This is a genomic window from Streptomyces lydicus, assembly GCF_001729485.1.
Classification (GTDB): Bacteria; Actinomycetota; Actinomycetes; order Streptomycetales; family Streptomycetaceae; genus Streptomyces; species Streptomyces lydicus_D.
Map to the genome: position 1 here is coordinate 6,202,412 of NZ_CP017157.1, position 24,302 is coordinate 6,226,713.

Below are 24,302 nucleotides of genomic sequence, written 5' to 3' on the forward strand. Positions count from 1 at the left end.
GGGGGTACGGGCCCAGTGGGCATGAGGCGGCCTCCTAGTAGGCGGGCAGGCGGCGGGGGCCCAGGTCGGTGGTGGCGGGGGGCCTCGCCAGCCGGACGCCGGCCCCCAGGACGGACAGGCCGTGCGCGGAGACCACGACCGGTTCGAGGTCGACGCCCACCACCTCGGGGTGATCGTCGACGAGCCGGGAGACCCGCAGCAGGAGCTCCGCCAGCGCACGGGTGTCGACGGGCTGGGAGCCGCGCCAGCCGAACAGCAGCGGGGCGGCCCGGATCGAGCGGATCTGTTCGGCGACCTCGCGGTCGGTGGCGGGGATGAGGCGGTGGGCGACATCGCCGAGCAGCTGGGAGGGGGCGCCGGCCAGGCCGAACGAGAGGACCGCGCCGGCGGCCGGGTCGATGGCGGCCCGGACGACCGTGTCGACGCCGCGCGGGACCATCGACTGGACGACCGGGCGCAGCTCCTCGGGCGAGCCGAGGAAGTCGGTCAATTCGGCGTACGTACGCCGGAGTTCGGTCTCGCCGGCGATGTCCAGGCGGACCCCGCCCAGGTCGGCGCGGTGCCGCAGGTGGGGGGCGGTGGTCTTGAGCGCCACCGGGTAGCCGAGGCGGGCGGCGGCGCGTACGGCGGTGTCCGGGTCCGGGGCCGGGAGGGCCGGGTGGGTGCGGATGCCGTAGCGGGCGAGCAGGGCCTCGGCGTCCTCGGGCGGCACCGGGAAGGAGCGGCCGTCGGAGGTGTCGGTGGCCAGCCGGCCGAGGAGCCGCTCGATGTCGGCGCCGGCCGCCGCCTCCTGGATGTCCTCGTACTCCGGCACCCGGCCGGGCTCCGCGGCCTCGCGGCGCCAGGCGGCGTACCGGACCGCCTCGGCGAGTGCGCGCACGGCACGCTCGGCGGCCGGATAGGCGGGGATCCGCAGCGGCGCCGGACGCCGCCGGAGCGGGCCGGCGGCGGCCTCGGCGTCGGCCGGCGGGGGCGCGGGGACGCCAGCGGGCGCCGGGGGTGGGCCGGGCGGGGCCGAGGGGCGGGCGGCGGCCGTGCGGTGCGGGGGCGGCGGGGGCGCGGCGCCGGGCGGAGGAGCCGCGGGCGGGGCGGGCCGGGGCTCCGGAGCTTCGGAACGGGTGGGCTGCCGGTCAGGGGCCGCCGGGTCGGCCGCGGTCGCCGGGTCGGCCGCCATCGCCGGGTCGGCTGCCCCCGCGAGGTCGGTGGAGGAGGCTGCCGGCGACGGTGCCGCGAGCGTCTCGGCGAGGTCGTCCATGGCCAGGTGGACGACCGCGACCGGCTTGTGCGGATGCTCGGCGGCCGCGTCGCGCAGGGCGGCGGCGAGCGCGGTGCCCTCGCTCCCGCCGGGGAAGGAGCCGTCGTGCTCCGCCACCCACGGGATGGCCGTGACGATCACGGCGTCGCAGCCCTCGCCGGCCAGCGTCTCGGCGAGCGCGGCACGGAAGTCGTCCGGCGTCGCCGCCGAGGCCAGCACGCGCGGGCGCACCGGGCGCAGCCGCTCGGTCAGACAGGCGTCGTAGGCGAGCAGCGCCAGCGACTCGGAGTTGCCGAGGATGCCGATGCGCGGGCCGGCCGGCAGCGGCTGGGAGGCCAGCAGCAGTCCGGCGTCGACGAGTTCGGTGATCGTGTCGACGCGGATCACGCCGGCCTGCCGCATCAGGGCGGCGACCGTGCTGTCGGGCACGCGGACCGTGGGCACGGCGTGGCCGAGCGGGGCGGTGCCGGTGTGCCGGGCCCCCTTGGCGACCACGACGGGCTTGACCGCGGCGGTGCGCCGGGCGAGCCGGGCGAACTTGCGGGGGTTGCCGATGGACTCCAGATAGAGGATGACGACATCGGTGTCCGGGTCGTCGTACCAGTACTGGAGCAGGTCGTTGCCGGAGACGTCGGCGCGGTTGCCGGCCGAGACGAAGCTGGAGATGCCGGCGATGCCGCCCTGCCCGGGGCCGCGGGCGTGCAGGCCGCTGAGGAGGGCGATCCCGATGGCGCCGGACTGGGTGAACAGGCCGATGTGGCCGGCGCCGGGCATCCGGGGGGCGAGGGAGGCGTTGAGCCGGACGTCGGCGGCGGTGTTGATCAGGCCGAAGGCGTTGGGTCCGATGAGCCGCATGCCGTACGAGCGGGCCTGGCGGAGCAGGTCGCGCTGCCGCTCCCTGCCCTCGGGGCCCGCCTCGGCGTAACCGGAGGAGAGGATGAGCACCCCCTGGACGCCGTGCTCCCCGCAGTCGCGGACCACGGCGGGGACGCCGTCCGCGGGCACCGCGATGACCGCGAGGTCGACCGGGTCGGGGATCTCCCGCAGGGCGCGGACGGCCGGCACCCCTTCGGGGTCGAGTCGGTGCAGGTCGTCGGGGAAGGCGTGGTTGACGGCGTGCACCCGGCCCGTGTAGCCGGCGTCGAGGATGCTGCGCAGGACCGTGCGGCCGATGCCGCCGGGGGTGCGGCCGGTGCCGATGACGGCGACCGAGCCGGGGGCGAGCAGGCGCTGCACCGAGCGGGCCTCGGCGCGCTGCTCGCGGCCGCGCATCACGGCCATGGACTGCTCGGTGGGCTCCAGGTCGAACTCGAGCCGGACCACACCGTCTTCGAAGGTGCGCTGCTGGGTGTAGCCGGCGTCCGTGAACACCTTGATCATCTTGGAGTTGGCGGGCAGCACCTCGGCGGCGAACCGCCGGATGCCGCGCTCCCGGGCGACGGCCGCGATGTGCTCCAGGAGGGCGGAGGCGACCCCGCGGCCCTGATGGGCGTCCTGGACGAGGAAGGCGACCTCGGCCTGGTCGTCCTCGGGGTCCTTGGCGGGCAGCCCCTGGTCGTTGATCCGGTCGTAGCGGACCGTGGCGATGAATTCGCCGCCCACCGTGGCGGCGAGGCCGACCCGGTCGACGTAGTCGTGGTGGGTGAAGCGGTGCACGTCGCGGTCGGACAGGCGCGGGTAGGGAGCGAAGAAGCGGTAGTACTTCGACTCGTCCGAGACCTGTTCGTAGAAGGACACCAGACGCTGGGCGTCGTCAGGGGTGATCGGGCGGATCCGCGCCGTGCCACCGTCGCGCAGCACCACGTCGGCTTCCCAGTGGGTCGGGTACGCGTGGTCCGGCGGCTTCTGCATGCGGACAGAGTACGACCGGGCACCGACAATCGGCCCTGCGCGCGTACCCTCGGGATCAGCACGAAGGACTGCTGGACCACCGCCGGCAGCGTGCAAGAATGGTCTAGACAACAGTCACGACTTTGAAGGGCAACACCATGGCTGAGCGCCGCGTCAATGTCGGTTGGGCCGAGGGCCTGCACGCCCGCCCCGCGTCGATCTTCGTCCGTGCGGCCACCGCCTCCGGTGTCCCGATGACGATCGCCAAGGCCGATGGCAACCCCGTCAACGCGGCCTCCATGCTCGCGGTCCTGGGCCTGGGCGCGCAGGGCGGCGAGGAGATCGTGCTGGCGTCCGACGCCGAGGGCGCCGAGGCCGCGCTCGACCGTCTGGCGAAGCTCGTGGCCGAGGGTCTCGAGGAGCTCCCGGAGACCGTCTGAGGGCGAGTCCGCGAGGACCCCGCAGCCTGCGGCGGCCCCGCCGTGGTGACCGGATTCCGGTCGTCACGGCGGGGCCGTTTCACGTAGACCGCGCACGGGACGCGACACGGGGCGCGTAAGCGGGGAAAAAGCGCCGGAATTCACCGGCCGGATTCCGCGCGGGGCGCGAGCCCGGGGCGCGGGAAATGCGCATGCCGGACGGCCGCGGCAAGGCAGCCGAAATGCGGGCAGCGGAAATGCCGCCCCGATATAAGGCGTCGCCTTTCCTGCGTTTTCCGTGGCCGCTCCGGGATTCCGCAGCTCTTTGTATACGGGTCGCTTGTTAAGAGCGGGCGCGTGCCGTGTTGACGGGCCGTTTCGGATCCCTCACCCCGTCCCCGGCGGGGCGCCGCAGCCGGTACACCGGCAGGGAGCGCTCGATGTGCGCCGCCATCAGGGCCCGGGCCCGTTCCGCGTCCCCCCGGGCCACCGCGTCCAGCACCGCGCCGTGCTCGTCCCACGACTCGCCGGCCCGGGCCGGCGGCTCCACCGCGTACATCCACTCGATCTTGCGCCGCAGCTGGGTCAGCAGCGCGGTCAGGCCGGGACTGCCGGCCGCCCGGGCGAGCGTCTCGTGGAACCACCCGTCCAGTTGGCGCAGGTCGGCGGGGCTGCCGTGGCGGGCTCGCTCCCGGCCGAGCCGCACCAGCCCGCGCAGCACCTTGAGATGCTCCTGGCTGCGGCGGGCGGCCGCCCGGGCCGCGCCCAGCGGCTCCAGCAGGGCCCGGACGTCCAGGAGGTCGGCGGCCTCCTGCTCCGTGGGCTCGGCGACGCAGGCGCCCGCGTGGTGCCGGGTGGTGACGAAACCCTCCGACTGCAGGGTGCGCAGCGCCTCGCGGACCGGCACCCTGGAGACGCCGTAACGCGCCGCCAGGATCTCCTCGATCAGCCGGCTCCCCGGCGCCAGCGCGCCGGAGACGATGTCCTCGCGAATCGCCGTGCACACCGCATGCGCGGAAATATGGCCTCGCATCGTCCGAGCCTCCGCCGTAATCCCCGGGAAACACCGCCGGTTGACGGTATTTCGGTGACTCTATTCGACCGGGGCGGCATTTCCGATGGACTTCGGTTATTCATGCATCTCTTTTGGCCGACGGCGGACGGATCCGCCGGCCGGGCGATGCGGTGTGCCGGGCGGAACGGCGGTGTCTCAGACGTTGACGCCGTGCGCGCGCAGGTAGGCGATCGGGTCGATGTCCGAGCCGTAGTCGGGGGTGGTGCGGGCCTCGAAGTGCAGATGGGGGCCGGTGGCGTTGCCGGTGGCGCCGGAGAGGCCGATCTGCTGGCCCGGCGTGACGGTCTGGCCGACCGAGACGCCGATCGACGACAGGTGGCCGTACTGGGTGTACGTGCCGTCGTGCATCTTGATCACGATGTTGTTGCCGTACGCGCCGCCCCAGCCGGCCTCGACGACGGTGCCCGCGCCGACGGCGTGGACGGAGGTGCCGGAGGCGGCGTGGAAGTCGATGCCGGTGTGGCTGCCGGAGGACCACAGGCTGCTGGACGCCTGGTAGCCGGTGGAGACGTAGGAGCCGGTGACCGGCGCGACGAAGGCGTTGAGGCGCTTGCGCTCGGCCTCGCGGGCGGCCCGCACCTTGGCCTCGTGCTCGGCCTTGGCCTTCTTCCGGACGGCCTCGGCGTGCCGCCTGGCCTCCTCGGCGCGCTTCTTGGCGGCGGCCTCGACCTGCTCCTTCGCCGCGGCGGCCTGCTGCGCGTCGGCCTGGGTCGCCAGGCGGTCGGCGAGCTCGTCACCGAGGACGACGGCCTGCTGCAGGCCGGTGTCGTGGGTGCGCGCCTCGTCGGTGAGGGCCAGCGCCGGCGACGCCACGGAGGCGACAGCGCCGGAGGCCGCGAGCGTGGCTATGCCGGCGATGTTGCGGGTCGTACGGGCGGTGCGGCTCGTACGGCGGTGCTTCCCGGTGGCACGGGTGAACGCCATCTGCTGGCTCGTCCTTTCCTTCCCTCTCGCCTACCGGGTTAGCTGACGGGTTCGGAGCAGGAAGGTCTCCTACGGGCTCCTCCGGGGAGGAGTCCGATTCACCCCAGGGGACGTGTGGGTCCCCGGCTCCCCTGGCTCGCGCCGTACGGGGACTCGGCGATGACTGTTCGGTGCCACTGTTGTGGCGGAGTTGTGACGAACAGCCGGACCGACGCTAAGCGGGGCAACTTTCAATCGGCAAACAGAACCGCTTTTTTGTGCGGGATGCCACAAGAACCACCGCGGTCAGCCGCCACAAACCGGACATACGACGGCTCCCGTGGCGCGATCGCGCCACGGGAGCCGCAAGCGTAATTGACCGCCCGTCAGGCAGCGGGTCAGCCGCTGACGACCGTCACCTCGCCGACGCCGAGCGCCTTCACGGGCTCGGCGATCTGCGCGGCGTCACCCACCAGGACCGTCACCAGCCGGTCCACGGGGAAGGCGCTGATCACCGCCGCGGTCGCCTCGACCGTGCCGGTCTCCGCGAGCCGGGCGTACAACTGCGCCTGGTAGTCGTCCGGGAGCTGCTGCTCCACCTGGTCGGCGAGCGTGCCCGCGACCGCTGCCGCGGTCTCGTACTTCAGCGGCGCCACCCCGACGAGGTTCTGCACGGCGACGTCCCGCTCCTCGTCCGTCAGCCCCTCCGCCGCGAGGGTGCGCAGCACCTTCCACAGGTCTTCCAGGGCGGGGACGGTGGAGGCGGTGTCGACCGACCCGCTGATGGCGAGCAGCGCGGCACCGGTGGCCCCCTCGGGGGACCCGGGGGCCGTGGAGCGCAGTACCTGGCCGAAGGCGCGCACCCCGTAGGTGTAGCCCTTCTCCTCCCGCAGTACGCGGTCCAGACGGGAGGTGAGGGTGCCGCCCAGGCAGTACGTGCCGAGGACCTGCGCCGGCCACACCCGGTCGTGCCGGTCGGCGCCGATACGGCCGATGAGCAGCTGGGTCTGGACCGCGCCGGGGCGGTCCACGACGATCACCCGGCCGGTGTCGTCGGCGGTGATCGGCGCGGCCTTCCACGGCTCGGCCGTGGAGCCGCTCCAGGCGCCGAGGGTGTCGTCCAGCGCCGCGCCCAGGTCCACGCCGGTGAAGTCGCCGACGATCACGGCGGTGGCCGTGGCCGGCCGCACGTGGGTGTCGTAGAAGGCGCGGACGGCCGCGGCGTCGATGCGCGCGACGGTGTCCTCGGTGCCCTGGCGGGGCCGCGACATGCGGGAGGCGGCCGGGAAGAGCTCCTTGGACAGCGCCATGGCGGCGCGGCGGGCCGGGTTGGCGAGCTCGTGCGGAATCTCGTCGAGGCGGTTGCGCACCAGCCGCTCGACCTCGCCCTCCGGGAAGGCGGGAGCGCGCAGCGCATCGGCGAGCAGGCCGAGCGCGCGGTGCAGCCGGGACGCCGGCACCTCCAGGGAGACCCGTACGCCGGGGTGGTCGGCGTGCGCGTCCAGAGTGGCGCCGCAGCGCTCCAGCTCGGCGGCGAACGCCTCCGCGTCGTGCTTGTCGGTGCCCTCCGACAGGGCGCGCGCCATGATCGTGGCGACGCCGTCCAGGCCCTCGGGCTCGGCGTCCAGGGGAGCGACGAGGTTGATCTCGACGGCGACGACCTGCTGGCCGGGGCGGTGGCTCGTCAGCAGCGTGAGCCCGTTGGGCAGTTGGCTGCGCTCGGGCGCCGGGAAGGCCCACGGCTTGGGCGCGCCGCCCCGGGGCTGCGGGTGGAACTCCATGGTGCTCATGGGGGACTCTGCGCGGCTGGTGGCGTCGCTCACTGGTCCGCCTCCCCTTCCTCGGTGTCGGCGGCGTCGGTCGGCTCGTAGACCAGCACCGCGCGGTTGTCGGGGCGCAGCCGGGCCTTGGCGACCGCCTGCACCTCCTCCGGTGTGATGTCCAGGACGCGCTGCACGGCGCTCAGCGCGAGCTGCGGGTCGCCGAACAGGACGGCGTAGCGGCACAGTTCGTCGGCGCGGCCGCTGACCGTGGCCAGCCGGTCCAGCCACTCGCGCTCCAGCTGGGCCTGGGCCCGCTCCATCTCCTCCGGGGTCGGGCCCTCGGCGGCGAAACGCGCCAGCTCCTCGTCGACCGCGCGCTCGATGCCGGGGACCTCCACCCCGCCGGACGTCTTGACGTCCAGCCAGCCCAGCGAGGGCGCGCCGGCCAGCCGGAGCAGGCCGAAGCCGGCGGTCACGGCGCTGCGGTCGCGGCGCACCAGGCGGTTGTACAGGCGGGAGGACTCGCCGCCGCCCAGGACGGTCAGCGCGAGGTCGGCGGCGTCCGCCTCACGGGTGCCGTCGTGCGGCAGGCGGTAGGCCGCCATCAGGGCGCGGGAGGGCACGTCCTCCTCGACGACCTCGCGCAGCTCGCCGCCCATGGTCTCCGGCAGCGCGCCGTCCCGCGGCGGCTGCTTGCCGTCGTGCCCGGCGATCGAGCCGAAGTACTTCTCGATCCAGGCCAGCGTCTGCTCGGGGTCGATGTCGCCGACGACCGACAGGACGGCGTTGTTCGGCGCGTAGTAGGTGCGGAAGAACGCCCGCGCGTCCTCCAGGGAGGCGGCGTCCAGGTCGGCCATCGACCCGATGGGCGTGTGGTGGTACGGGTGGCCCTCCGGGTACGCCATGGCCGTCAGCTTCTCGAAGGCCGTGCCGTAGGGGACGTTGTCGTAGCGCTGGCGGCGCTCGTTCTTGACGACGTCGCGCTGGTTCTCCAGCGACTCCTCGTCGAGCGCGGTCAGCAGCGAGCCCATCCGGTCCGCCTCCAGCCAGAGCGCGAGCTCCAGCTCGTGGGCGGGCATCGTCTCGAAGTAGTTGGTGCGCTCGAAGCTCGTGGTGCCGTTGAGCGACCCGCCGGCGCCCTGGACGAGCTCGAAGTGGCCGTTGCCCGTCACCTGCGCGGAGCCCTGGAACATCAGGTGCTCGAAGAGGTGAGCCAGGCCCGTACGGCCCTTGACCTCGTGGCGGGAGCCGACGTCGTACCACAGGCAGACCGCTGCGACCGGGGTCAGGTGGTCTTCGGAGAGCACCACGCGCAGGCCGTTGGCCAGCCGGTGCTCGGTCGCTGTCAGGCCGCCGGAGCCGGCTTGTTCTGTGGCCGTGTGACCCATGGGCATGTACGTCCCTTCGATCCGCTTGCGAGGAAGTTCTGTCACTGTATGCAACCGCGTCGGCATCTGGCGAAGTTCCCGTGCGAGGGGACCCGAACGTGCCCCGCGCCCGGCCGCCGCGGGAGCCGAAAGGGGAGTCGCGGTGGGCACTGTCAGTGGGGCGGTCCACAATGGTCCGCGACAGACTCAGAGATACTCGACGGTTGATACGCCAGCTGATCGACCCGGCTGATCGACCGACGTCGCCCTGACGTCGCATTCCCGACATCGGCAGTAGACGCAGCAGAAGGAGCCGCAGCCGCGATGGCCCGCCGCAGCACGAAGACCCCGCCGCCGGACGACTTCGAGGAGAGGATCCTCGACATCGACGTCGTCGACGAGATGCAGGGTTCCTTCCTCGAGTACGCGTATTCGGTCATCTACTCGCGCGCCCTGCCGGACGCCCGCGACGGCCTCAAGCCCGTGCACCGACGCATCCTCTACCAGATGAACGAGATGGGCCTGCGCCCGGAGCGCGGCTACGTCAAGTGCGCCCGGGTCGTCGGCGAGGTGATGGGTAAGCTCCACCCGCACGGCGACGCGTCCATCTACGACGCCCTGGTGCGCATGGCGCAGCCGTTCTCGATGCGGGTACCGCTGGTGGACGGCCACGGAAACTTCGGCTCCCTGGGCAACGACGACCCGCCGGCCGCCATGCGGTACACGGAGTGCCGGATGGCGTCGGCGACGTCCCTGATGACCGAGTCCATCGACGAGGACACCGTCGACTTCGCGCCGAACTACGACGGCCAGGAGAAGGAGCCGGTCGCCCTCCCCGCCGCGTACCCGAACCTCCTGGTCAACGGCGCGTCCGGCATCGCCGTCGGCATGGCGACGAACATGCCGCCGCACAACCTCGGCGAGGTCATCGCCGCGGCCCGCCACCTGATCAAGCACCCCAACGCCGACCTCGACACGCTGATGCGCTTCGTGCCGGGACCCGACCTGCCGACCGGCGGCCGGATCGTGGGCCTGGGCGGCGTCCGGGACGCGTACGAGAAGGGCCGCGGCACGTTCAAGATCCGCGCGACGGTCACGGTGGAGAACGTCACCGCCCGCCGCAAGGGCCTGGTCGTCACGGAACTCCCCTTCACGGTCGGCCCCGAGAAGGTCATCTCCAAGATCAAGGACCTGGTCGGCTCCAAGAAGCTCCAGGGCATCGCGGACGTCAAGGACCTCACGGACCGCGAGCACGGCCTGCGGCTGGTGATCGAGGTCAAGAACGGCTTCAACCCCGAGGCCGTCCTGGAGCAGCTCTACAAGCTGACGCCGATGGAGGAGTCCTTCGGCATCAACAACGTCGCGCTGGTGGACGGCCAGCCGCTGACGCTGGGCCTCAAGGAGCTGCTGGAGGTCTACGTCGACCACCGCTTCGACGTGGTGCGGCGGCGCAGCGAGTTCCGGCGCACCAAGCGGCGCGACCGGCTCCACCTGGTGGAGGGCCTGCTGACGGCCCTGGTGGACATCGACGAGGTGATCCGCCTGATCCGCTCCAGCGAGAACAGCGCACAGGCCAAGGAACGGCTGATCGAGCGCTTCTCGCTGAGCGACATCCAGACGCAGTACATCCTCGACACCCCGCTGCGCCGGCTGACCAAGTTCGACCGGATCGAGCTGGAGTCGGAGCGTGACCGGCTGCAGGACGAGATCGAGAAGCTGACCCGGATCCTGGAGTCGGACGCGGAGCTGCGCAAGCTGGTCTCCAACGAACTGGCCGCGGTCGCGAAGCAGTACGGCACGGACCGGCGCACGGTCCTGCTGGAGTCGGCGGGCACGACGGTCGGCGCGGTGCCGCTGGAGGTCGCCGACGACCCGTGCCGGGTGCTGCTGTCCTCGACGGGCCTGCTGGCGCGTACGGTCACCGGCGAGGTGCCCTTCGACGCCGACGCCAAGCGCGTCAAGCACGACGTGATCATCTCGGCGGTGCCGGCGACGACCCGCGGCGAGGTGGGCGCGGTGACGTCGCTGGGCCGGCTGCTGCGGCTCTCGGTGGTCGATCTCCCGCAGCTCCCGGAGACCGCCGCGGCGCCCAGCCTCTCCGGTGGCGCGCCGGTCCCGGAGTTCCTGTCCCTCCAGGAGGGCGAGGAGCTGATCTGCCTGACGACGCTGGACGAGTCCTCACCGGGCCTGGCGCTGGGCACGGAGCAGGGCGTCGTCAAGCGGGTGGTGCCCGACTACCCCGCCAACAAGGAGGAGTTGGAGGTCATCACCCTCAAGGAGGGCGACCGCATCATCGGTGCCGCCGAGTTGCGCACCGGTGAGGAGGACCTGGTCTTCCTCACCGACGAGGCGCAGCTGCTGCGCTTCCCGGCGTCGCAGGTGCGGCCGCAGGGCCGGCCGGCGGGCGGCATGGCGGGCATCAAGCTGGGTGAGGGCGCGAAGGTGATTGCCTTCTCGGCGGTCGACCCGGCCGGCGAGGCCATGGTGTTCACCGTCGCCGGCTCGCACGGCACGCTCGACGACTCGGTGGCGACGGCCAAGCTCACCCCGTTCGACCAGTACCCGCGCAAGGGCCGGGCGACCGGCGGCGTGCGCTGCCACCGGTTCCTGAAGGGCGAGGAATGTCTGACCCTGGCCTGGGCCGGCTCGGCGCCGGTGCGGGCCGCGGACGCCAAGGGCGCCCCGGTCCCGCTGCCCGAGCCCGACCCGCGGCGGGACGGTTCGGGAGTGCCGTTGACGAAGCCGGTGGCCGTCCTGGCCGGGCCGGTGTAGGCGCGGCGCGACCCCACAGCGGTGGCTACGCCGCCGGTCCGGCCCGGAGCCGGGCCGGCGGCGGTCAGCCCTCGTCCTCGCGTGCGGCCACGTACCGCAGGACGCCCCACATGGTGTTCACGTCCGCCTCCGACGGGACGGTGTCCCGGCAGCTCTCCAGTTCCTTGCGCAGCGCGGGCGCGTCGACGCCACTGCCGATCATGACGAGCTGGGTTCCGCGCTCCTCGCCCTTGGGCCAGGGCGCGGGGTAGAAGCGCAGGAAGTCGCCGACGGCGTGCAGGGCGAACTTCTGGCGGTTCTCCGGGACGTCGAAGTGGACGAAGCCCTTGATCCGGTAGAGACCCGCGGGGCGGCTGTCGAGGAAGTCCATCAGCCGGCGCGGGTGCATCGGCTCGGACGAGGTGAACTCGACGCTCTGGTAAGCGGCGTGGAGATGCCCCGCGTGGTCCGGGTGGTGCGCACGGTCCGGGTGGGCCGCGTGCTCCGGAGCGCCGCAGGGGCCGTCGCCGCCGTCGTGGTGCTCCTCGGCGGGCAGGGCGGGGGCCCCGTTCGCCGCGGCCTCACGCAGCAGGTCCTCGAAGGACAGCTGCCGTACCGCCGCGTCGCGGTCCTCCCCTGCCCCGCGGTCGAAGAAAAGCTCGGGATCGACCCGCCCGTACGCCGTGCAGATCACCGGCCGTCCGGGAGCCAGCTCCGCCAGGGTGTCCCGCAACGTCTGGAGCGCCGCGCCGTCGATCCGGTCGGCCTTGTTGAGCACCACGATGTCCGCGATGCCCACATGGCGGTCCAGTTCGGGGTGGCGCGCCCGGGTCGCGTCGAACTCGGCGGCGTCCACGACCTCGATCAGCCCGCCGTAGACGATCCGGTCGTTGTCGCTGGCGAGGATCATCCGGATGAGTTCCTGGGGCTCGGCGAGCCCGCTGGCCTCGATGACGATCACATCGATCCGGGCGGCGGGACGGGCCAGCCGTTCCAGATAGGTGTCCAGTTCGCTGGTGTCGACCGCGCAGCACAGACAGCCGTTGCCGAGCGAGACCATCGAGTCCACCTGCCCGGCGACGGTCATCGCGTCGATCTCGATGCTGCCGAAGTCGTTGACGACGGCGCCGATACGGGTGCCGTCACCGGCGCCGAGCAGGTGGTTGAGGAGGGTCGTCTTGCCCGACCCGAGGAAGCCGGCGAGCACGACGACCGGGATCTGTTGCAGGGCCAAGGGGACGCCTCCATGGTGCGGGTGGCGGGCCGCGCGGACCGGCGGCGGACGAGCTGTCGATCGTAACGGACCGCCGGGGGCGGGAGCCGGGCCCTGCGCTAGCGGGGCGCCACCACGGGCAGCGGCTGCGGCGGGGGCGGCCCGACGTACCGCGCCGCCGGCCGGATGATCTTCGAATCCTCGGCCTGTTCCAGGACGTTGGCGCTCCAGCCGATCACCCGGGCCGCGCAGAAGGTGGGCGTGAACATCTCCCTCGGCAGTCCGCACAGCTCCATGACGACGCCCGCGTAGAGCTCCACGTTCGTGTGCAGCTCACGGCCCGGCTTGAGTTCGGCCAGCAGCTCCTCGACCCGGGTCTCCACCTGGACCGCGAACTCCACCAGCGGTCCCCCGAACCCCTCGGCGACACCGCGCAGCATCCGGGAGCGCGGGTCCTCGGTGCGGTAGACGGAGTGGCCGAAGCCCATGATGCGGTCGCCGCCCAGCACGCGGTCGCGGATCCAGTCGTCGATGCGGTCGGGGGTGCCGATGGCGTCGAGCATGTCCAGCGCGCGGCTGGGCGCGCCGCCGTGCAACGGTCCGGAGAGCGCGCCGACGGCACCCACGAGACAGGCCGCGAGGTCGGCGCCGGTGGAGGTGATGACGCGGGCGGTGAAGGTCGAGGCGTTGAAACCGTGGTCGATGGTGGAGATCAGATACGCCTCGATCGCGCGCACCTGCGCGGGCTCCGGTTCCTCGCCGGTGAGCATGTAGAGGTAGTTGGCGGCGTGGCCGAGATCCGCGCGGGGCGCCACCGGCTGCAGGCCCCGGCCGAGGCGGTGCAGCGCGGTGAGCAGAGTCGGCACGGCGGCGCAGACGGTCAGCGCGTCGGCCCGGCGCCGGTCGGCGTCGATGTCGTACAGCGGGCGGAAGCCGAGCGACGCGCCGAACAGTGAGAGGGCCGTACGCAGTCCGGCCAGCGGGCCGGCGAGCGCACCGGCGCCGGCGAGCGCGGGCAGTGCGTCGCGTACGGCGTCGGGCAGCGGGCGCAGCGCGGCGGTCTCGGCCCGGAAGGCCGCCAGCTGTGCCGCGTCGGGCAGCTCGCCGTGGAACATCAGGTACCAGACGTCCTCGAAGCTGCGGCTCGTGGCCAGCTCGACGGCGGAGTACTGGCGGTAGTGGTAGAAGCCCTCGCGGCCCCTGACGTCGCCCAGCCGGGTCTCGGTGACGATGACCCCGGCAAGTCCGCGGGGCGCGTCGATGGGTGCGTTCGCCTCTGCGATCGGCATGGCGGGTCTCCTTGTTGCTCCCTGGGTATTGATTCGACTATCCATGCTTGACTCAATACTCGTCAATATTGATTGAATCAATGTGGATGCGGCTGGATACGGTGACCTCATGACGGATCACGACGTGGCGCAGGACCCTGACGAGCGGCGGCTCAGCACCCGGGAAGCGGCCGACCGCCTCGGCGTGAAACCCGAGACGGTGTACGCGTACGTCAGCCGCGGCCAGCTGACCAGCCGACGGGAGCCCGGCGGGCGGGGCAGCACCTTCGACGCGAAGGAGGTCGACGCGCTGGCCCGGCGCGGCGGCCGGCGCGAACCGTCAGGCGCCGGCAGCGAGTTGGCCGTTCGCACCGGCATCACGCTGATCGACCGCGATCACTGCTACTTCCGCGGCGTCGACACCTCGGAGCTCGCCGCCCACCACAGCTACGAGGAGGTCGCCGAGTGGCTGTGGACCGGTGAGATGCGCCGCGGCGTCCGCTTCACCGCCCCGCACGACGCGCTCGCCGCGGCCCGCCGCGCCGTGGACGCGCTGCCGGCCCACACCGGCCCCATGGACCGGCTGCAGGTCGCGGTGATCGCCGCGGCCGCCGCGGACCCGCTGCGCTTCGACCTGTCCGAACGCGCCGTCCTCGACACCGCCCGCAGCCTCATCCCGACCCTCGTCGAGGCCCTGCCCCGACGCGACGCCACGCGACCCGTGGAGCGGGCGGATGAGGGGCGGGCCGGTGAGCGGCCCGCTGGTGCCGAGCAGGCTGGTGACGGGCGGGGGGTCGGCGATCGGGGGTCGGCGAGCAGGGGGTCGGCGAGCAGGGCACTGCCGGGCGGAGCTCCGCCGAATCGGGAGCCGCCGGCCAACCGGCTCCCGAACCGGGCGCCGACGACGGCCCGCTCGCACCTCGCCTCTGGTCACGGCTGACCTCCGAACCGGCCGACCCACCATCCCTCCGCGTCCTGGACGCCGCACTCGTCCTGCTCATCGACCACGACCTCGCCGCCTCGACCCTCGCGGTCCGGGTGGCCGCCTCCGCCCGTGCCCACCCCTACGCGATCGTCTCGGCCGGCTTCGGGGCCCTGGACGGCGCGCTGCACGGCGCGGCCAGCGGACTTGCCCACCGCATGCTGCTGGAGGTGCTGGACCGCGGCAGCGCGGCGGCGGTCGTCGCCGACCATCTGCGCGCCGGCCGCCTGGTGCCCGGCCTGGGCCATCCCCTCTATCCGGGCGAGGACCCGCGGGCCCGCGCCCTCTTCGCGCTGCTGGAGGACGTACCGCGGGCCCGCCCCGCCCTCCAGGCCGCACGAGAGGTCATCGCCACCACGGCCCGCCACAAGGAACTGCACGCCAACGTCGACCTCGCACTGGCCGTCCTGACGGTCGCGACGGGCATGCCTGCCGAGGCGGGCGAGACCGTCTTCGCCGTCGCCCGAACCGCCGGCTGGATCGCCCACGCCCTGGAGGAGTACGACGAAGCCCCACTCCGCATGCGCCCCAGCGGCCAGTACTCCGGCCCCCGCCCTCCGCAACCACTGCCGCTGCCGTAAGGGTCGGGGCCAGGCTGAAGGGGAGCACCCGGCGTTGGGCTGGGGTGGGCCGAGCGGGACTGGGACGGGGCCGGGGCCGGGCGGGGCTGGGATGGGCCAGGGTGGGGTGGGACTGGGAATGGGCGAACTCAGCCGAGACCCGACTCCCGGGGCCCCTCCCCCTCCCCCACCCTCCCCTCCACCGCCCCTCCCCCGACCGCACCCACGCGACGGCCCCTCCCACCGTCCCCTCGCCCCGCCCGCCCTCCCCTCCCCGCCATCGGCCTCCGCCCGAAGGAAGTTAGGCTCGCCGACGTGAGTCTCTGCGCCACCGCTTCCCTTGATGCGGCCGAACCGCTCGCCGGAACCGCGGCCACCGCCCGTACCTGGCTACTCGTCGAGCAGACCGGGCCCTGGGGAGCCAAAGCACTGACGGCCAGCCATCTCGATCCCGCCCTCGGGCGAGCCGTGGAGGCCGCCGCGAAGGGCACGGGCGTCCGTGTCGCCCTCATCCGCAGGCCAGGACGTCACGCCGACCGCCACGGCGCCACCCGGCACCGGCTGTTCCTCGCCCACACCGCCCCGGGACGTTCCTGGATCCGTACGACCACCGTCGCCGATCCGCAGGCGGCCCTCGGGCTGGACTTCGCCGCCCTCGGCGCCGGCGAGCACGGCGGCCTCTGGGAGCGCTATACCGGCGAACCGCTGGTCCTCGTGTGCACCAACGGCAAGCGGGACCGCTGCTGCGCCCTCCTCGGCCGCCCCCTGGCCGCCGAACTCGCCGCCGCCGGAACCGAGGTCTGGGAAGTCACCCACATCGGCGGGCACCGGTTCGCCCCCACACTCTTCGTCCTCCCCTACGGCTACGCCTACGGGCGTTCCTCGCTCTCTCTGGCCGCGGACGCCGTGGCGGCGGCGCGCGATGGCCGTATCGCTCTCGACCACTGCCGCGGCCGCTCGACGTGGGACCGCCCGGCCCAGGCCGCGGACCTCGCGGTCCGTGAACTCCTCGGGGAGGACCGCGCCGACGTCCTCGACGTCGTACGCACCGACCGGGTGCCGCCCCAGCCCCGGCCGCCGCACGCCCCCACCCGGCCCCAGGACACTGCCCCGCCCCGCGGCCCTGCGCCCGACGGCTCCACGCCGCCCCAGGCCCCCGAGCCGGCCGAGGACACGGCACCGCCCCACCACACCGTGTCCCACGACACCGCCGTCCCGGGTGAAGAGACACCCGCCTGGACGGTCACCGTCGCGCACGCCGACGGCCGCTCCTGGCGCGTCACCGTCGAGCAGCGGGCGGACGGCGCGCCGGCACCCGCCAGTTGCGGCGCCCCGCTCGCCCCGCCGGCCCGCATGGTGGTCACGGCTGTCACCGCCACCGCGGACACGGCCGCCTTGTCCGGCTGACCGCACACGGCTCCTGGCCGCTTCCACGCCACCCCTACCGGCTTCCGCTCCACCGCCACCACCCCCGTTGTTCTCCGGCTGCGCCTCGACCGCAGCCCGCTCGACGTCCACCCGGTCGTCCGGGTGGCTGAGCGATCTCCGCTCACACAGCGAGACTAGGTGTGCACGAAACGCGACCGAAAGGGCTGTGGATAACTCCGCCCGCCCCGCGTCCCGACGCCGTCCCCAGCACCCGTCCCCGACGCCTGTCCCCGCTGCGCGTCGCCACCCGGACACCCTCCGAATTCGGGGCCCAGGGGATTACCCGCCCGGCCACCCCCGCGCTTACTGTTCGTTCGTATGGGCGAGAAGGAAGCTTCGGTTCCGCGCCCGAGAGCCACCGGGTCCTCGGGTCACGCGCCGTTTCCTCCCACCGCGCCGACCGCCGGCGACACGTCCCCCGGACTGCGTCTGACGCGCCCCCGGCTGGGCTGGCCGCGCCGCGTGTTCTCCCAGGTCCTGCTGGTGCAGCTGGCCATCGCGACCGGGGTCACCGCCCTGGCGACCGGGCTGTTCCTCGCCCCGCTCAGCGCCCAGCTCGACGACCAGGCGATGCGCAGGGCACTCGCCATCGCCCAGACCACCGCCGCCGAGTCGCGACTCGACGACGCCCTGGAGACCTCCCGCCCGTCCCGCCACGGCCCCGTTCAGAACGAGGCGGAGCGGATCCGCGCCGCCACCGGGGCCGAATACGTAGTGATCATGGACAAGCGCGGGGTGCGCTGGTCCCACACCGACCCGGACGAGATCGGCCACCACGTCTCCACCGACCCGAGCGCCGCGCTCTCCGGCAAACAGGTCATGCAGATCGACGAGGGCACCCTCGGCCGGTCGGCGCGCGGCAAGGTGCCGCTGCGGGACGAGAACGGCAAGGTCGTCGGCGCCGTCTCGGTCGGCATCGCCTACGAGAGCGTGCAGCAACGGCTGCTGTCCACCGTTCCGCAGCTGCTCGCCTACGCCGGCGGGGCGCTCGCGGTGGGCGCGCTGGCCGCCTTCCTCGTCTCCCGCCGCCTCCAGCGCCGGACCCATGACCTGGCCTTCTCCGACATCTCCGCACTGCTCGCCGAGCGCGAGGCGATGCTGCACGGCATCCGTGAGGGCTTCCTCGCACTCGACGGGCGCGGCCGGATCCGCCTGATGAACGACGAGGCCCAGCGCCTCCTCGACCTGCGCCCCGAGGACACCGGCCGCCCCCTGGACGCGGCCCTGCCACCGTCCCGGACGACCGATGTGCTGGCCGGGCGGGTTTCGGGCGCGGACCTGCTGGCCGTCAGCGGACAGCGGGTCCTGGTCGCGAATCGCATGCCGACCGACGACGGGGGCGCCGTGGTCACCTTGCGCGATCGCACCGAACTGGAGCGGCTGGGCCGCGAACTGGACGGCACGCGTGGCCTGATCGACGCCCTGCGCGCCCAGGACCACGAGCACGCCAACCGGCTGCACACGCTGCTGGGCCTGCTGGAACTGGGCCTGCACGAGGAGGCCGTGGAGTTCGTGACCCAGGCCGTGGGTACGCACCGGGCGACCGCCGAGCAGGTCACCGAGCGGATCCACGATCCGCTGCTGGCCGCCCTGTTGGTGGGCAAGGCCACCGTCGCCACCGAACGGGGCGTCTCCCTGCGCATCGCGCCCGCTACCCGGCTGCCCGACCGTCTGGTCGACCCGCACAGCCTGGTCACCGTGCTCGGCAACCTCGTCGACAACGCCCTGGACGCCACCTCCGGTGAGCGTGCCGCCCAGGTGGAGGTGGAGGTCCGTGCCGAGGGCCGGACCGCCGTCGTGCGCGTCAGCGACAACGGGCCGGGCGTCCCCGAGGCGCGTCGCGCGGAGATCTTCACCGAAGGCTGGACGACCAAGCAGCCGCCCGCCCACGGGCAGCGCGGGATCGGTCTGGCGCTCGTACGGCGGCTCGCCGAGCGCTACGGCGGCGGTGCCGAGGTCGGTGAACGCCCCGGCGGCGGCGCGGTTTTCACGGTGACGGTCCCCGACGCGCTGGCCGAGGAGCTCCCCGGGCCGGAGCGCGCGCCCCGGCGGGACGCGGGCGCGGCTCCCCCCGCCACCGGGCAGGCCGCGGCAACCCGGCGCGCGGGCCGCGCCGCGGACGCCACGGAGGCCACGGCGTCCACAGAGGTCCCGAAGTCCGGGGAGGCCGGGCGATGATCGACGTACTCGTCGTGGACGACGACGCACAGGTCGCGCGGATCAACGCGGCGTACGTCGCCAAGGTCAGCGACTTCCGGGTCAGTTGTGTCGCGCACAGCGCGGGTGAGGCCCTCGCGGCCCTGGAGACCCACCCCGTCGATCTGATCCTCCTGGACCACTACCTGCCCGACGGAACGGGGCTCCAGTTGGTGGCCGATCTGCGGCGGCGCGGACTGCTCACCGACGTCATCATGGTGACGGCGGCCCGCGACGTGGCGACCGTACAGGCGGCGATGCGGCACGGCGCGCTGCAGTATCTGGTCAAGCCGTTCACCTTCGCGGGCCTGCGCTCCAAGTTGGAGAGCTACGCGGCGCTGCACCGTACGTTCGCCGACGGCGGGCAGGCGGAGCAGTCCGAAGTGGACCGGATCTTCGGCGCGTTGGGCGCGGCCAATGCCGGTCCGGCCGAGCTGCCCAAGGGGCACTCCACCGCGACCGCCGACCGTGTGCGCTCCGTCCTGCGCTCCGCGGACGCCCCGCTCTCGGCCCAGGAAGTCGCCCTTCAGGCGGGGTTGAGCCGGCAGACCGCGCAGCGCTACCTCAAGCTCCTGGAGCGCGCCGGACGGGTGCGTCTGAGCCTCAGGTACGGCGAGACCGGCCGTCCCGAGCATCGTTACGACTGGGTTTGAGGCCCGTTCCGGCCGGTCGCCCGGGCCGGTGACGCCCGTCGTCCGGCCGGACGTTCAGGCCGCGCCGGCCCCGGTGAGCGCCCGTACCTCCGTCTCCGCATGCCGCGCCGCGTCCGCCGCCTCCGGGGACAGCACCGTGCCCAGCCAGCCCATCAGGAAGCCCAGCGGGATCGACACCACCCCCGGGTTGGCGAGCGGGAAGACCGCGAAGTCCTGCCCCGGGAAGAGCGCATCCGGGCTGCCGGAGACCACCGGTGAGAGGGCGACCAGGGTGAGCGCCGGGATCAGGCCGCCGTACACGGACCACACCGCGCCCCTGGTGGTGAAGCGCCGCCAGAACAGGGCGTACAGGAGGGCCGGGAGGTTGGCCGACGCGGCGACGGCGAAGGCCAGGCCCACCAGGAAGGCGACGTTCAGGTTCCGGGCGAGCAGGGCCAGGCCGATGGCGGCCGCGCCGACGGCCACCGCGGCGATGCGGGCCACGGCCACCTCACTGCGCCGGGCGCCCCGCTCCTCGGCGCGCGGGCGCCGCAGCGAGGCGTACAGGTCGTGGGCGACGGACGCGGACGAGGCGAGCGTGAGGCCGGCGACCACGGCCAGGATGGTGGCGAAGGCGACCGCGGCCACCACGGCGAACAGCACCGTTCCGCCGGTCGAACCGGCGCCGCCGCCCAGGTCGAGGGCGAGCAGCGGTACCGCGGTGTTGCCGCCCGTGTTGGACGCGCGGACGGCGTCGCTGCCCAGTACGGCGGCCGCGCCGAAGCCGAGCACGATGGTCATCAGGTAGAAGCCGCCGATCAGTCCGATGGCCCAGACGGCGGACCGACGGGCGGCACGCGCCGTGGGAACGGTGTAGAAGCGGGACAGGATGTGCGGCAGCCCGCCGGTCCCCAGGACGAGCGCGAGCCCGAGGCTGATGAAGTCGAGCCGCGCGGTCCAGTCGCCGCCGTATTTGAGGCCCGGTGCGAGGAAGTCCTTTCCGTGGCCGCTGCGTTCGGCGGCGGTTTTCAGCAGCGCGTTGGCATCGCCGTGGAAACGGAGCACCACCAGCGTGGTCAGGGCGAGGGCGCCGCCCAGGAGGAGCACGGCCTTGACGATCTGGATCCAGGTCGTGGCCCGCATACCGCCGAAGGCGACGTAGAACACCATCAAGGCGCCCACCCCGATCACCATCCAGGTACGGGCCTGCGCCCCCGCGTCACCGAGGAGCAGCGACACCAGGCTGCCGGCGCCGACCATCTGGGCCACCAGATAGAGCACGGACACGGTGACCGACGCCGCGCCCACCGCGCGTCGGACGGGGCGCTCCCGCATCCGTGCGGCGACCACATCGGCCAGCGTGAACCGTCCGCAGTTGCGGACCAGTTCGGCGACGAGGAAGAGCACGAGGAGCCAGGCGACGAGGAAGCCGACCAGGTACAGCATGCCGTCGTAGCCGAAGAGGGCGATGAGTCCGGAGATGCCGAGGAAGGACGCGGCGGACATGTAGTCGCCCGCGATGGCGAAACCATTCTCCATGGGCGAGAAGAGCCGGCCGCCGGCGTAGAACTCCTCGGCGGAGCCCCGCCGGCGGCGGCTCACCCAGGTGGTGATCGCGAGCGTGACCGCGATGAACCCGCTGAACAGGACCAGCGCGAGGGTCTGGTGGTCGCCGGTCACCGGGCGTTCCCCCCGGTCAGCTCCTGGGTCTCCCAGCGGATGTCGAGCGCCACACGGTCCCGGCGCAGCCGCGCGTGGCGGGCGTACGCCCAGGTGAGCAGGAACGTGGTGGCGAACTGGCCGAGCCCGGCGAGCATCGCCACGTTCAGGGCCCCCGCGACGGGCCGGGCCATCAGGCCCGGTGCGGCGACCGCCGCGCCCACGTAGGCCAGGTACCAGGCCAGGAAGGCCGCCGTGGCGGGCACGACGAACCGCCGGTAGCGCCGCCGCACCTCCTGGAAGGCCCCGCTGCGCTGCACCGCCAGATAGATCTCGTCGTGGGTCGCGGACCGTGGTTGCGCCCGGGGCGGGGCCGCCGGTGTACGGGCCCCCTCGCCCGCCGGCTCCGCGGCGTCCCGCGCCTGGCCCCACCCGGAGGCGAGGGTGTCGTACCAGGGGTCGTCGAGCCGTACGGCCCCTGGCTCACCGGCCGAGCGGCCGTCCTGCTTGTCCACCGAACTCTCCTTGTTGCACGGGTTTGCTGTCCGTGCGGGCAAGGGTGGACAGAAAGGAAGATCCCGGATGTCTCATTCCGAACCCTTCACCCCATCAGGTGATGAGTTATCCGGGTGGCTGTGCGAGGCCGTGGCGGTAGGCGTAGCGGATGGCCTGGGCGCGGTCCCGCAGCCCCGCTTTGGCGAAGAGGTTGTTGATGTGGGTCTTCACGGTCGCGGTGGAGACGTGCAGCGTGCGGGCGATCTCCGGGTTGGACTGGCCCTCGGCGACCAGCCGCAGCACCTCCACCTCGCGGGCGGTCAGCCCGTCCGGCGGCTCGTCCGGCGGTGGCGGCACGGCTCTCACGGGCTCCGTGACGCGCTCCAGGAGCCTGCGCTGGATCTGCGGCGAGAGGCCGGCCTCCCCGGAGAGCACGCCGGCGACGGCTCGGGCGATCTCGTCGCCGTCCGCGTCCTTGGTCAGGTAGCCGCGGGCGCCGGCCCGCAGGGCGGGGAAGAGGTCGTCGTCGTCGGCGTAGGTGGTGAGCACCACGACCTGGGTGCCGGGGTGGTCGGCGCGGATCCGGCGGGTGGCCTCCACCCCGTCGCAGCGCGGCATGCGCAGGTCCATCAGGACGACGTCCGGGGCGCATTCGGCCACCAGACGGACCGCCTCCTCGCCGTCCGCGGCCGATCCGACGACCTCGATGTCCGGCAACAGCCCCAGCAGCATCACGATTCCCTCGCGCACCACCGTCTGGTCGTCGGCCACCACGACGCGCGCCGTCATGCGGGCACCCGCAACCGCACCACGAAACCCTCCTCATCGGGGCCGGACTCCAGCGTTCCGCCGAGGAGTTCGGCGCGCTCCCGCATCCCGAGCAGACCGTACCCGGAACCGCTCCCGGCCAGCTCACCGGCCGGTTCGCGGCCGCCGGAGTCGCGCACCTCCAGGCCCACCTCCTCGTCCGCGTACTCCAGCCGGACGTGCACCCGGGCTCCCCGGGCGTGCTTGCGTACGTTGGTCAGCGCCTCCTGGGCCACCCTGCGGACCGCGAGGCCGGCCTCGGCCGGCAGCGCGCGAGCCTCTCCGGTGACATCGAGGCGAACGCCCTCAGCGGCCGTCAGACGGCGCAGGAAGTCCTCGATCGGGATCATCTCCCCGCGCAGGGCCGAAAGGGCCTCACGGGTGCCGTCAAGCCCTTCACGGGCCATTCCGCGGCACGCGACCACCCGCTCCAGAAGCTGTTCGCGGTCCGCCTCCAGGTCGGTGCTGCGCTGGATCAGCAACCGCGCCGCCTCCAGGTGCACCAACTGGGCGCTGAGGCTGTGGGCGAGGACATCGTGGATCTCGCGTGCGATCCGCCCCCGCTCGGTCAGCGCCGCCGATTCCGCCTCCGCCTTGCGGGCCGCGCGTTCCTGGGCCAGCAGCCGATGGGCATTGCCGCGCGCCTCCGCGTCCAGCCGGATGACGTAGCCGGCCAGCGCCAGCCCCCCGGTGGTGGCCACCGTCGTCAGCCAGTTGTCGGTGTTCACCACGGCGTAGGCCCCGAGGGCGGCGGCGGAGCACGGTACGGCGGCGCTCAGCGGCAACCGCTCCATGGCGGTGATGGCGCAGGCGCACCACAGGACGATCGCGGGCGCGTGCGCCCCGGCGTGCTGGAATCCGAAGGCCGCCGCCTCCAGTACGGCGAACAGCGCGACGGACGGCCACAGACGGCGTGCCAGCGTCATCCGGAAGAAGCCGCGGAACGCCAGCAGTACGAGGGCCGTTCCGGCGAGCGCCGCCACCAGGGACCAGCCGCGGAAGCCCGGCCCCACCAGGGTGGACCACACCAGTCCCGCGACCACCAGGATGCGCATCGACCGGCCGATCCACAGCCGGGCGCCGCTGACGCCAGCCCGGGACAGCGCCTCCCTCAAGGGCCAGCTCGTCCAGGAGTTCAGCGGCACGTACGGTCCTTCGTCGGTGCGGAGCGGTACGGTCCGCAGGGCCTCATCCAGCGACAGGAACACGGTACGTCTGCCGCATGCCCTGGGCCCGCCAGGTGGTGACACCGGACCGGGTCAGCAGCATCGCCGCGACGCCGAGCATGATCGCGGCGCTGCCCTGGTGGACGCCCAGGAGCGCGCCGATCCCCATGAGGCCGGCCCGCAGCGCCATCGCGCCCAGCCAGACGCCGGCCGCCGCCCAGCTGCCCTTGGTCCACACCTCGCCGTCCGGGTCCGTCCATATCCGCGTCGTCCAGGCCCACCCGGCGCCGCAGGCCAGGGCGGTCAGGAGCTCGGCACCGAGCAGGACCACGGAGGCCGTCGTGTGGTGGGGGTCCAGGAGACCGGGCTGCCGCACCGCCAGGAACGTCAGAACGGCGGGGATCAGCCACCACTTCCGGCCCTCGGCGGTGAGGCGCTGCGCCTGGAACTGCCGGATGAACACGAACGCGACAGCCGCGACGATCACAACGATGTTGAGCAGGCCGCTCATGACCTGAGCCTCCGTGGGACGG

General features: G+C 73.3%; 17 protein-coding genes, 1 pseudogene and 1 riboswitch. Of the genes and pseudogenes, 6 read left to right on the forward strand and 12 right to left on the reverse strand.

Annotated elements, in window-relative coordinates; genetic code table 11:
* Positions 1-34: 34 nt before the first annotated feature.
* The gene (locus SL103_RS26900) at positions 35-3,106 is read right to left on the reverse strand and encodes a bifunctional GNAT family N-acetyltransferase/acetate--CoA ligase family protein (protein ID WP_069571522.1); all 3,072 of its coding nucleotides are present in this window, start codon (positions 3,104-3,106) and stop codon (positions 35-37) included.
* Between the two features lie 137 nt (positions 3,107-3,243).
* Here SL103_RS26900 and SL103_RS26905 point away from each other — a divergent pair, with 137 nt between their 5' ends.
* A complete protein-coding gene (locus SL103_RS26905) occupies positions 3,244-3,525 on the forward strand; it encodes an HPr family phosphocarrier protein (protein WP_026170334.1) in 282 nt (93 codons plus the stop codon).
* Between the two features lie 322 nt (positions 3,526-3,847).
* Here the strand turns inward: SL103_RS26905 and SL103_RS26910 are convergent, their stop codons facing one another.
* The 4 genes from SL103_RS26910 to SL103_RS26925 form a co-directional block, all read right to left on the reverse strand.
* Complete coding sequence (locus SL103_RS26910; RefSeq protein WP_069571523.1) at positions 3,848-4,537, reverse strand: GntR family transcriptional regulator; 690 nt, start codon at positions 4,535-4,537, stop codon at positions 3,848-3,850.
* A gap of 177 nt (positions 4,538-4,714) precedes the next feature.
* The gene (locus SL103_RS26915) at positions 4,715-5,503 is read right to left on the reverse strand and encodes a M23 family metallopeptidase (protein WP_069571524.1); all 789 of its coding nucleotides are present in this window, start codon (positions 5,501-5,503) and stop codon (positions 4,715-4,717) included.
* Between the two features lie 12 nt (positions 5,504-5,515).
* Positions 5,516-5,672: riboswitch (cyclic di-AMP (ydaO/yuaA leader) on the reverse strand.
* A gap of 208 nt (positions 5,673-5,880) precedes the next feature.
* On the reverse strand, positions 5,881-7,263 hold the full coding sequence (locus SL103_RS26920) for a M16 family metallopeptidase (protein WP_069574144.1): 1,383 nt from the start codon (positions 7,261-7,263) through the stop codon (positions 5,881-5,883).
* 38 nt (positions 7,264-7,301) lie between these two features.
* Positions 7,302-8,633: a M16 family metallopeptidase gene (locus SL103_RS26925; protein WP_069571525.1), complete on the reverse strand. Its 1,332-nt coding sequence runs from the start codon at positions 8,631-8,633 to the stop codon at positions 7,302-7,304.
* 303 nt (positions 8,634-8,936) lie between these two features.
* Between SL103_RS26925 and SL103_RS26930 the strand changes: the two genes are divergently transcribed.
* Entirely contained in the window at positions 8,937-11,384 is a 2,448-nt protein-coding gene (locus SL103_RS26930) for a DNA gyrase/topoisomerase IV subunit A (RefSeq protein WP_069571526.1), read from the forward strand.
* A 64-nt stretch (positions 11,385-11,448) separates the two neighbouring features.
* Here the strand turns inward: SL103_RS26930 and SL103_RS26935 are convergent, their stop codons facing one another.
* Together SL103_RS26935 and SL103_RS26940 are read right to left on the reverse strand one after the other, a co-directional pair.
* On the reverse strand, positions 11,449-12,597 hold the full coding sequence (locus SL103_RS26935; protein WP_069571527.1) for a CobW family GTP-binding protein: 1,149 nt from the start codon (positions 12,595-12,597) through the stop codon (positions 11,449-11,451).
* Between the two features lie 98 nt (positions 12,598-12,695).
* Positions 12,696-13,865: a citrate synthase/methylcitrate synthase gene (locus SL103_RS26940; protein WP_069571528.1), complete on the reverse strand. Its 1,170-nt coding sequence runs from the start codon at positions 13,863-13,865 to the stop codon at positions 12,696-12,698.
* 109 nt (positions 13,866-13,974) lie between these two features.
* Between SL103_RS26940 and SL103_RS39675 the strand changes: the two are divergent.
* From SL103_RS39675 to SL103_RS26965, 4 genes and pseudogenes are all read left to right on the forward strand, one after another.
* Positions 13,975-15,407, forward strand: a pseudogene (locus SL103_RS39675) (citrate/2-methylcitrate synthase).
* Positions 15,408-15,701: 294 nt separating this feature from the next.
* Positions 15,702-16,793 (forward strand): sucrase ferredoxin, encoded by a 1,092-nt coding sequence (locus SL103_RS26955; protein ID WP_069571529.1) that lies wholly within the window; start codon positions 15,702-15,704, stop codon positions 16,791-16,793.
* A gap of 339 nt (positions 16,794-17,132) precedes the next feature.
* Positions 17,133-18,992 carry a sensor histidine kinase gene (locus SL103_RS26960; RefSeq protein ID WP_079146003.1) on the forward strand — a complete coding sequence of 620 codons (1,860 nt, stop codon included), beginning with the start codon at positions 17,133-17,135 and terminating at the stop codon, positions 18,990-18,992.
* Complete coding sequence (locus tag SL103_RS26965) at positions 18,989-19,663, forward strand: DUF7342 family protein (protein WP_069571530.1); 675 nt, start codon at positions 18,989-18,991, stop codon at positions 19,661-19,663. The genes SL103_RS26960 and SL103_RS26965 overlap by 4 nt, the downstream gene beginning before the upstream one ends.
* A gap of 54 nt (positions 19,664-19,717) precedes the next feature.
* On the opposite strand, the gene SL103_RS26970 is transcribed toward SL103_RS26965, so the two are convergent.
* The 5 genes from SL103_RS26970 to SL103_RS26990 all read right to left on the reverse strand — a co-directional run bounded on the left by SL103_RS26970 (position 19,718) and on the right by SL103_RS26990 (position 24,280).
* Positions 19,718-21,322, reverse strand: a complete 1,605-nt coding sequence (locus SL103_RS26970) for a solute symporter family protein (RefSeq protein WP_069571531.1) — start codon at positions 21,320-21,322, stop codon at positions 19,718-19,720.
* Positions 21,319-21,816, reverse strand: coding sequence for a DUF485 domain-containing protein (locus tag SL103_RS26975; protein WP_069571532.1), 498 nt, complete (start codon positions 21,814-21,816; stop codon positions 21,319-21,321). Before SL103_RS26975 ends, SL103_RS26970 begins: the two co-directional genes overlap by 4 nt.
* A gap of 106 nt (positions 21,817-21,922) precedes the next feature.
* Positions 21,923-22,585: a response regulator transcription factor gene (locus SL103_RS26980; RefSeq protein WP_069571533.1), complete on the reverse strand. Its 663-nt coding sequence runs from the start codon at positions 22,583-22,585 to the stop codon at positions 21,923-21,925.
* Positions 22,582-23,748 carry a sensor histidine kinase gene (locus SL103_RS26985; RefSeq protein WP_069574148.1) on the reverse strand — a complete coding sequence of 389 codons (1,167 nt, stop codon included), beginning with the start codon at positions 23,746-23,748 and terminating at the stop codon, positions 22,582-22,584. Before SL103_RS26985 ends, SL103_RS26980 begins: the two co-directional genes overlap by 4 nt.
* A gap of 43 nt (positions 23,749-23,791) precedes the next feature.
* Entirely contained in the window at positions 23,792-24,280 is a 489-nt protein-coding gene (locus tag SL103_RS26990) for a DUF1453 family protein (RefSeq protein WP_069571534.1), read from the reverse strand.
* Positions 24,281-24,302: the final 22 nt, after the last annotated feature.

Bases quoted from the DNA above. Each gene is read 5' to 3' on its own strand.
- SL103_RS26990 (WP_069571534.1), bottom strand. From the start codon at position 24,280: ATGAGCGGCCTGCTCAACATCGTTGTGATCGTCGCGGCTGTCGCGTTC.
- SL103_RS26960 (WP_079146003.1), top strand. From the start codon at position 17,133: ATGGGCGAGAAGGAAGCTTCGGTTCCGCGCCCGAGAGCCACCGGGTCC.
- SL103_RS26980 (WP_069571533.1), bottom strand. From the start codon at position 22,585: ATGACGGCGCGCGTCGTGGTGGCCGACGACCAGACGGTGGTGCGCGAG.
- SL103_RS26900 (WP_069571522.1), bottom strand. From the start codon at position 3,106: ATGCAGAAGCCGCCGGACCACGCGTACCCGACCCACTGGGAAGCCGAC.
- SL103_RS26915 (WP_069571524.1), bottom strand. From the start codon at position 5,503: ATGGCGTTCACCCGTGCCACCGGGAAGCACCGCCGTACGAGCCGCACC.
- SL103_RS26965 (WP_069571530.1), top strand. From the start codon at position 18,989: ATGATCGACGTACTCGTCGTGGACGACGACGCACAGGTCGCGCGGATC.
- SL103_RS26930 (WP_069571526.1), top strand. From the start codon at position 8,937: ATGGCCCGCCGCAGCACGAAGACCCCGCCGCCGGACGACTTCGAGGAG.
- SL103_RS26910 (WP_069571523.1), bottom strand. From the start codon at position 4,537: ATGCGAGGCCATATTTCCGCGCATGCGGTGTGCACGGCGATTCGCGAG.
- SL103_RS26925 (WP_069571525.1), bottom strand. From the start codon at position 8,633: ATGGGTCACACGGCCACAGAACAAGCCGGCTCCGGCGGCCTGACAGCG.
- SL103_RS26905 (WP_026170334.1), top strand. From the start codon at position 3,244: ATGGCTGAGCGCCGCGTCAATGTCGGTTGGGCCGAGGGCCTGCACGCC.
- SL103_RS26920 (WP_069574144.1), bottom strand. From the start codon at position 7,263: ATGGAGTTCCACCCGCAGCCCCGGGGCGGCGCGCCCAAGCCGTGGGCC.
- SL103_RS26940 (WP_069571528.1), bottom strand. From the start codon at position 13,865: ATGCCGATCGCAGAGGCGAACGCACCCATCGACGCGCCCCGCGGACTT.